Source organism: uncultured Pseudoflavonifractor sp., from assembly GCA_904419835.1.
GTDB lineage: Bacteria > Bacillota > Clostridia > Oscillospirales > Oscillospiraceae > Pseudoflavonifractor.
Genome location: CAJFTA010000083.1, coordinates 1 through 6,708 on the forward strand (window position 1 = coordinate 1; position 6,708 = coordinate 6,708).

4 protein-coding genes are annotated in these 6,708 nt (G+C 63.2%); 2 read left to right on the top strand and 2 right to left on the bottom strand.

Going from position 1 to position 6,708, the window contains the following annotated elements; all coding sequences use genetic code 11:
* Positions 1 to 231 precede the first annotated feature (231 nt).
* Together QZY67_RS11270 and QZY67_RS11275 are read right to left on the bottom strand one after the other, a co-directional pair.
* Positions 232 to 1,665: a DUF4179 domain-containing protein gene (locus QZY67_RS11270; protein WP_295370372.1), complete on the bottom strand. Its 1,434-nt coding sequence runs from the start codon at positions 1,663 to 1,665 to the stop codon at positions 232 to 234.
* Positions 1,662 to 2,186 carry an RNA polymerase sigma factor gene (locus QZY67_RS11275; RefSeq protein ID WP_295370373.1) on the bottom strand — a complete coding sequence of 175 codons (525 nt, stop codon included), beginning with the start codon at positions 2,184 to 2,186 and terminating at the stop codon, positions 1,662 to 1,664. Before QZY67_RS11275 ends, QZY67_RS11270 begins: the two co-directional genes overlap by 4 nt.
* A gap of 538 nt (positions 2,187 to 2,724) precedes the next feature.
* Here QZY67_RS11275 and rpoB point away from each other — a divergent pair.
* Together rpoB and QZY67_RS11285 are read left to right on the top strand one after the other, a co-directional pair.
* The gene (gene rpoB, locus QZY67_RS11280) at positions 2,725 to 6,441 is read left to right on the top strand and encodes a DNA-directed RNA polymerase subunit beta (RefSeq protein ID WP_295370377.1); all 3,717 of its coding nucleotides are present in this window, start codon (positions 2,725 to 2,727) and stop codon (positions 6,439 to 6,441) included.
* A gap of 21 nt (positions 6,442 to 6,462) precedes the next feature.
* The coding region (locus tag QZY67_RS11285) for a hypothetical protein (protein ID WP_295370375.1) at positions 6,463 to 6,708 on the top strand (246 nt) is incomplete at its 3' end.

Below are 6,708 nucleotides of genomic sequence, written 5' to 3' on the forward strand. Positions count from 1 at the left end.
GAGTTCCGTCATCCGCAGATGACGGAATCAAATGAAAATCCGTCATTTTCGGGGACATGCGCCTCGAAAATGACACTTCTCATGAAATTTTTGCCGACAGTTTCATCAGAAATCGAGACAAAAATTTCATGAAGCTCCTTCGAAAAAGTGGCGGAAGCCACTTTTTCGACAGCAATAACCGCCTCTCCAAAATAGGGAGAGGCGGTTATTGCTGAAAAGTGGAAAACAGTGTCAGGGCGCGGTCCAGATGATCTGTCCGGCCAGAGAGACGGAGGCGATGTCCGCCGTATCGGGGAAAATACGGTTCCCATCGGCGTCCTGGGGACGGAAGTGGGCCGAGGAGGGACCATTGGCGGAACCGGAGGCGCCCTGCCACACGGTGGCAATCCGGCTGCCGTCGGCCAGGGTGAGCACGGGGGCCGCGCCCTGGTCAAAGAGCAGGTTCAAAGCGTCGATGCCGTTTTCCACTGTAAAGGAGACGTCCAGGGCGGAGAGCCGCAGCTCGGTGAGGCTGAGGGTTATGCCGTCGAGGGCTACGTCAGCTTGGACGGCTGCGGCCAGGGCGGCGCTCTGGTCTGAGGTAAATGTAAGGGAAAAAGGCCTGTCGGAGAGGAGCTTGTCTATCTGATAGGATACCTCCAGTTCCAGATAGGGCAGGTCGGCGGCGGTAAGAGGGCAGTCCCGGAAGGTATAGAGGATAACAGAGCCGCCGCCGGGGAGCGTCAGCTGATTGCCCTCATACATGGAATAGCGCGTCCCGGTGCGCACGTCCACCAGCGCCTCCGGCAGTATGCCGGCGCAGACATATGCGCCGTTTTGGGAGCGGCCTTCTGTGAGGGCGACGGCGAGACCGTTTTCCGTTGCGGCGCAGCCCCGGACGGCGTACTGGGGGAAGGATTCGTTCAGCGGCAGGGAAATGGAGATGTTCTGCGCTTCAATGGCGGAAGCGGCAGACGAGATATCTGCGCCATGATTCCAAGACGCCATGCCGGAGAGGTCGGGGATATCCAGCCCGGCCAGCGGAGCGAGGGAGACGGCCTCGTCGGGCTGATAGCCGAAAGCGCCGCTGGAATAGAGGGGGACCGCCACGCCGTCAGCTGTGAAGGTGAGCTGTCTGCCGGACAGGGAGCCGCCGCCGGAGAGCCGGTGATCGGCCAGCTCACAGCAGAAGAACAGCGTTTTTCCGTCCTCGGAGAGGACGGGGGCGTCCATTCCGCCGCCGCTGAAGGACTGGCCGTCGGCCAGGAGCGCGATGTCCATGGAGTGCGTGCTGAGCCGGGCGTCCGGGTCTATGGGGCTGCCGTCCGAACGGGAAAGGGAGAGCAGCAGGATGATGCCGCTGTCGTCGGCCATCACGTCCTCCAGAGTGAGGGTGTAGTCCCCGGCGGTCTGGCTGACGCCGGGGGCGGTGACCGCACTGGGGGGAATTGCGGCGCCGGGCCAGAAGCGCTGCCATAAGCCGGAAACACCGGCGGCCGCAGCGCCGATGATAAGGAAGAGGGCCAGCGCGGCGGCCAGCAGAAGGGTGCGCCGGGGGAGGGCGCGGCGTTGGCGGGGGATGCCGGCGGCCAGCCGCCGGCGGACGGCGCGCTCAATGTCGCAGGGGGGCGTGGCAACCCGGGAGAGCGCGTCATATATCAGCTGTTCGTCAGGGGTTCGGTTCATAAGCAATCCTCCTTTGCACAGGACGGGTGAGACGGGGCCAGGGCCCTGGCCAGCTTCTTTCTGGCCCGCTGGTAGCGCTGCCGCGCGGTGGCGGCGGACACGCCGTGCCGCTGGGCCAGGACTTCGAAGGATTCCCCCTCCATAACCCGGCCGAAGACCAGGGCCCGCTCCTCCGGCCGGAGGGTGAGGAGGGCCCGGCGCAGGTCCTCGCCGATATAGTCCGGGTCGGACTGAGGCGGGGGAGGGGGCGCGAAGAGCTGCCGCTTCCGCCGCCGTATCTGGTCAATACAGGCGGTATAGGCCAGCCGGTACAGCCAGGGCTGAAGCGGCGCGGCCCTGAGACGTTCCCGGTAGCGCCAGGCCTTGAAAAAGGCGTCCTGTACGGCGTCCTGGGCCTCGTGGTAGTCGCAGAGAATATGGTGGCAGTAGCGCAGCAGGGGGTGCCCGTAGCGGGCGATGACAGCGGAGAGCGCGGCCTCGTCCCCGGCGGAAAAAGCGGCCTGAAGCTGCTGTTCGTCCATGGTGTCCCTCCTTTCATTGCACGGTGCTGAAAACCGGTTTCACCCATGATAACGGCGGAAGAGCCGGTTTTGTGACAGAGGGGCGAAAAAAGAAAACGGTTCGCCCGGACGTGGACGAACCGTTTGACGGTCAATAAACCCTGGGACTCAAGGTTTCGGAGGGAAAGATAGTGTGAAAGAAAAACGGCAGGGTTGTCTTTCATAGGAGGAAGGCAAAATAAAAATCTGGATTTCTCCAGATTTCACCTGCAAAAGGGATTGACTTGTACAAATACCCATGGTATACTTAAATGCTCTCACATCCGAAACAGAGGACTTCCGATTCCCTCCCAGCTTGGATATAGTTTAACACGGACGTGGGAAAAGCGCAATAGGGAACCCAAACATCGTTTCAACGCATGCGGGCGTATCGAAACGGCCGCGGCGTACCCCTTTGTAGGATTTGACGAAGAAGAGGACAGAGAATGCGGTTTTTGACCTGCGGGAACAGGCAAAAGATCGCGGCAGTATCAGAAAACGAGGTGTTATTTCTACGATGATGGTCAAGGACGTGTACTACGGCAAGACCCTGCGCAAGAGCTACGCCCGTCACGAGGAAATCCTGAGCATGCCCAACCTGCTGGAGGTTCAGAAGAACTCCTACCAGTGGTTCCTGGACACAGGCCTCCGTGAGGTGTTCAAGGACGTGGCCTCCATCACCGACTACGCGGGCAACCTGGAGCTCTCCTTTATTGATTACTCCATGGACGAGCCGCCCAAGTACAGCATTGAGGAGTGCAAGGCGCGGGACGCCACGTACGCCGCGCCCATCAAGGTGCGGGTCCGCCTGCGCAACAAGGAGACCGAGGAGATCAAGGAGCAGGAGATCTTCATGGGCGACTTCCCCCTGATGACCGACTCCGGTTCCTTTGTCATCAACGGCGCCGAGCGCGTTATCGTCTCCCAGATCGTCCGCTCCCCCGGCGTGTACTACGCCCGCACCGAGGATAAGGCCGGCAACGTGACCTACGCCACCACCGTCATCCCCTACCGGGGCGCCTGGCTGGAGTATGAGACCGACCTGAGCGACGTGTTCTATGTCCGCATCGACAAGAACCGCAAGCTGCCCATCACCTGCTTCATCCGCGCCGTGGGTCCCCGGACCGACGCGGAGATCATCGACATGTTCGGCGAGGATCCCCGTATCGTGGCCACCCTGGAGAAGGACGCCTGCAAGACCTACGAGGACGCCCTGCTGGAGGTCTACCGCAAGCTCCGTCCCGGCGAGCCCCCCACGGTGGACTCCGCCGAGAGCCTGCTCAACGCCCTGTTCTTTGACCCCCGCCGGTACGACCTGTCCGCCGTGGGCCGTTACAAGTTCAACAAGAAGCTGGCCCTGTGGCACCGCCTGGCCGGCCAGAAGCTGGCCCAGCCCATCGCCGACCCCATGACCGGCGAGCTGCTGGCTGAGGCCGGCGAGGTCATCACCCGGGAGAAGGCCCACGAGCTGGACGACCGCGGCGTCAACGAGGCCGTCATCCAGCTGGAGAACGGCACCCTGGTGAAGATGTTCTCCAACAACATGGTGGACATGGCCAAGTTCGTGGACTTTGATCCCGCCGAGTGCGGCATCACCGAGCGGGTCCGCTTCTCCGTGCTCCAGGACCTGATGGAGCAGTACTCCGGCGAGGAGCTGAAGGAGGCCGTGGCCGACCACGCCGACGATCTGGTGCCCAAGCACATCATCGTGGACGACATGATGGCCTCCATCAACTACCTCAACTGCCTGGCCAACGGCGCCGGCACCGCAGACGACATCGACCACCTGGGCAACCGCCGCCTGCGCTGCGTGGGCGAGCTGCTGCAGAACCAGTTCCGCATCGGCTTCAGCCGCATGGAGCGGGTCATCCGGGAGCGCATGACCATCCAGGACCTGGATATCGTCACCCCCCAGAGCCTGATCAACATCCGCCCTGTCACCGCCGCCATCAAGGAGTTCTTCGGCTCCTCCCCCCTGAGCCAGTTCATGGACCAGACCAACCCCCTGGCCGAGCTGACCCACAAGCGCCGTATGTCCGCTCTGGGCCCCGGCGGCCTGTCCCGTGACCGGGCCTCCTTCGACGTGCGAGACGTCCACTACTCCCACTACGGCCGCCTGTGCCCCATTGAGACCCCCGAAGGTCCCAACATCGGCCTGATCTCCTACCTGGCCTCCTACGCCCGTATCAACCGGTACGGCTTCATCGAGGCCCCCTACCGCAAGGTGGACAAGGCCACCGGCTGCCTCACCGACCAGGTGGACTACATGACCGCCGACATTGAGGACCAGTTCATCATCGCCCAGGCCACCGAGCCTCTGGACGAGAACAAGCGTCTGCTCAACGACCGTATCACCTGCCGTCACCGCAACGAGATCATCGAGGTGGACCGGGACCAGGTGGACTATATCGACGTCTCTCCCCAGATGATGTTCTCCATCGCTACCGCCCAGATCCCCTTCCTGGAGAACGACGACGCCAACCGCGCCCTGATGGGCGCCAACATGCAGCGTCAGGCCGTGCCCCTGCTCCGCCCCGAGGCCCCCATTGTGGCCACCGGCCAGGAGCACAAGAACTGCATCGACTCCGGCGTGGCCATTCTGGCCGAGGAGGACGGCGAGATCCTGAAGGTCTCCGCCCAGTACATCACCGTCCGCTATGACAGCGGCCGGGTGGTGGACTACAAGCTGACCAAGTTCATGCGCTCCAACCACACCACCTGCATCAACCAGCGCCCCATTGTCAACGCCGGCCAGCGGGTGGAGAAGGGGGAGGTCATTGCCGACGGCCCCTCCACCGCCAACGGCGAGATCGCCCTGGGCAAGAACATCCTCATGGGCTTCATGACCTGGGAGGGCTACAACTACGAGGACGCCATCCTGCTCAACGAGCGTATGGTGAAGGACGACGTCTTTACCTCTATTCATATTGAGGAGTACGAGACCGAGAGCCGCGACACCAAGCTGGGCCCCGAGGAGATCACCCGGGACATCCCCAACGTGGGCGAGGACGCCCTGAAGGACCTGGACGAGCGGGGCATCATCCGCGTGGGCGCCGAGGTCCGCTCCGGCGACATCCTGGTGGGCAAGGTCACTCCCAAGGGCGAGACCGACCTGACCGCCGAGGAGCGGCTGCTCCGGGCTATCTTCGGCGAGAAGGCCCGTGAGGTCCGGGACACCTCCCTGAAGGTGCCCCACGGCGAGAGCGGCATCATCGTGGACGTGAAGGTGTTCACCCGCGAGGGCGGCGACGAGCTGTCCCCCGGCGTCAACCAGGTGGTCCGGGTGTATATCGCCCAGAAGCGCAAGATCTCCGTGGGCGACAAGATGGCCGGCCGCCACGGCAACAAGGGCGTTGTGTCCCGCATCCTGCCCCAGGAGGATATGCCCTTCCTGCCCGACGGCACCCCCCTGGACATCGTGCTCAACCCCCTGGGCGTGCCTTCCCGTATGAACATCGGACAGGTGCTGGAGGTCCACCTTGGCTACGCCGCCAAGACCCTGGGCTGGAAGGTGGCCACCCCCATCTTCAACGGCGCCGACGAGAAGGACATCGCCGAGACCCTCCAGATGGCCGGCCTGAGCCCCGACGGCAAGAGCTGGCTGTACGACGGCCGCACCGGCGAGCGGTTTGACAACCGGGTCACCGTGGGCTACGTCTACTTCCTCAAGCTGCACCACCTGGTGGACGACAAGATCCACGCCCGCTCTACCGGCCCCTACTCCCTGGTCACCCAGCAGCCTCTGGGCGGCAAGGCCCAGTTCGGCGGCCAGCGCTTCGGCGAGATGGAGGTGTGGGCGCTGGAGGCCTACGGCGCGGCCTATACCCTCCAGGAGATCCTCACCGTCAAGTCCGACGATACCACCGGCCGTGTCCGCACCTACGAGGCCATTGTCAAGGGCCACAACGTGCCCAAGCCCGGCGTGCCCGAGTCCTTCAAGGTTCTGGTCAAGGAGCTGCAGGCCCTGTGCCTGGATATCAAGGTCCTGGACGCCCAGGGCGAGGAGATCGAGCTCAAGGACGACGACGAGGACAACTACACCCCCGACCACAGCCACGACGACGACTTCGGCTTTGGCTACGATCAGGGCGGCGAGGCTGAGTTCCAGGCCGCCGGCTACACCCTCAAGGAGGGCAGCGACGACGACGATCTGGCCATCTCCGACGGCGACGAGGACGATGATTTCTCCGACGGCGACGACATGGACTTCCTGTCCGATGACGGCGACGAGGAATAAGAAAGGGAGGACGACAGAGTTATGAGTTACGCTGAGTTTGACGCCATCCGCATTGGCATCGCCTCCCCGGAGCAGATCCGCGAGTGGTCCTACGGCGAGGTCAAGAAGCCGGAGACCATCAACTACCGCACGCTCAAGCCCGAGCGGGACGGCCTGTTCTGCGAGCGTATCTTTGGCCCCACCAAGGACTGGGAGTGCCACTGCGGCAAGTACAAGAAGATCCGCTACAAGGGCAAGATCTGCGACCGCTGCGGCGTGGAGGTCACC